The organism is Variovorax sp. 01T439_2 (assembly GCF_056398445.1).
Genome location: NZ_JBFTPJ010001123.1, coordinates 1 through 1,687, shown reverse-complemented (window position 1 = coordinate 1,687; position 1,687 = coordinate 1). Strand labels below are relative to the sequence as shown.

At 66.5% G+C, this 1,687-nt stretch carries 2 protein-coding genes; one reads left to right on the top strand and one right to left on the bottom strand.

Features of this window, described 5'->3' with window-relative positions; translation table 11 throughout:
* The first annotated feature begins 51 nt into the window (after positions 1–51).
* Positions 52–951, top strand: coding sequence for a LysR family transcriptional regulator (locus AC1DOC_RS32640; RefSeq protein ID WP_015865675.1), 900 nt, complete (start codon positions 52–54; stop codon positions 949–951).
* A gap of 72 nt (positions 952–1,023) precedes the next feature.
* Here AC1DOC_RS32640 and AC1DOC_RS32635 read toward each other — a convergent pair whose 3' ends face one another.
* Entirely contained in the window at positions 1,024–1,656 is a 633-nt protein-coding gene (locus tag AC1DOC_RS32635) for a DUF4337 domain-containing protein (protein ID WP_015865674.1), read from the bottom strand.
* Positions 1,657–1,687: the final 31 nt, after the last annotated feature.

Sequence of the window (1,687 nt, the reverse complement as noted above, 5' to 3'; positions counted from 1 at the left end):
CGGCAACATCGAGTCCAATACTGTTTTCTTGAAAAGGCATACGACCAGCGTATGGCAGCACCGGACTTCAGAACGCTCCGCTACTTCGTGGCCGTGGCCGAGGAACGCAGCGTGGGCAAGGCGGCACGTCGGCTCAACATGGCCCAGCCGCCGCTGTCGGTCCACATCAAGAACCTGGAGGCGGCGGTGGGCACGCCGCTGTTCCGCAGGGCGGCGCGCGGCATGGAGATCACCGACGCCGGCCATGCGCTCTTCCAGCGTGCCAAGGAGGCGCTGCTGCTTGCCAACGAAGGCTTCGACGCGGCACGGGCGATCGGCTCGGGCAGCAGGGGCCGGCTCACCGTCGGCACCATGGTCGTGCTGTCCTACCTGGTGCTTCCTCGCCTGGAAAACACGCTTCGGGCGAAGCTGCCGGACGTGGAGATCCAGTACGTGGAGCTGAACGCTGCCAACAACGTCTCGGCCCTCACTGATTCGCAGGTGTCGGTGGCGATCTGCATCCCGCCCATCGCCCACGCGGGCATTGCGGCCGAACGCATCGGAACCCAGCCGCTGATGCTGGCCGTGCGCGCGGATTCGCCGCTGGCCCGCATGTCCAGCATTCCGATGGAGCGGCTGTCAGGCATGCCCCTCATCGGGCTGCCCGTGCCCGATGGCGACGTCGACAAATCGCTCATTGCCTCGATGCTTCGGCGGCACGATGTCAGCATGCCGATCGCGCAGCGGGTCGAGACCATGGTGTCGGCGTTGGCGCTCGTCCTCGCAGGCAGGGGCGTGGCCATCCTGCCCGCCTGCGCCCGGATCGGCCGGCCTCCGGGCGTGGTGTTCCGCCCCTTGCGGAACGTCGATGCAAGGATGGACATCGCTGCCTGCTGGCGCAGCGATTGGCAGAGTCCGCTCATCGAACCCTTCCTGGCCTGCGCGCGCGCCTCTCTGCGGCAAGCTGCGTAGCGAAGCGGAGTGCCGGGAGGAAGCCGGGGCGGCAGCTGCATGCCTCGCTTCCGGCTCGCGCCGGCCTGGCTGCTAGATGTGAAACGCAGCCAGCACTCCCACCACAAGCCCCCCGGCCGCCACGCCGAACATCGCGCGCTCCAGCCATTTCTTCTTCGTCAGCAAGGCAATGGCGGCCAGCGCGATCGACACCTGCAGCACGGTCGTCGCCTGGGCCCAGCGATGGTGCTGGTGCATTTGCTCTTCCGACTGGGCGTCCCATTGGCTCGCCTCGGCTTCCAGCTTCTTCGCGGCGGCCTGGATGTCGGTCTTCTCCTGGTCGTAGCGCGCCACCTTGAGCTGCCAATCCTGCCTGCGAGCGTCGTCGGCCGCGGTGTCGCGCGCGAACTCGGCGAGCGCCTGCTTGGTGCTTTTCGACTGGAAGTAATTCCACTGGTTCGACGCCTCGGTCTTCTTGATCGCGGCGTTGTTCTTGTAGAGGCCGGCGTTGGCTTGCGTGGCCCCGCCCATGTACGAGAAGATCGCACCGACGGTGGCGATCACGGCGGTGCACACCGCGATCTTGCTCGTCATGCTCATGCCACCGGAAGGCGAGGCTGCTCCGCCGTCCGCATGGCCATGACTGTCGCCATGGCCGCTGCCGGATGCCGCGTGTTCAAGTTCGTGGTCGTGCGGGCCGTGCACGTGAAAGCCGTGTCCTGACATGGGATCCTTGCTGGAATATGGTTTCTCGGAG

Bases quoted from the DNA above. Each gene is read 5' to 3' on its own strand.
- AC1DOC_RS32635 (WP_015865674.1), bottom strand. From the start codon at position 1,656: ATGTCAGGACACGGCTTTCACGTGCACGGCCCGCACGACCACGAACTT.
- AC1DOC_RS32640 (WP_015865675.1), top strand. From the start codon at position 52: ATGGCAGCACCGGACTTCAGAACGCTCCGCTACTTCGTGGCCGTGGCC.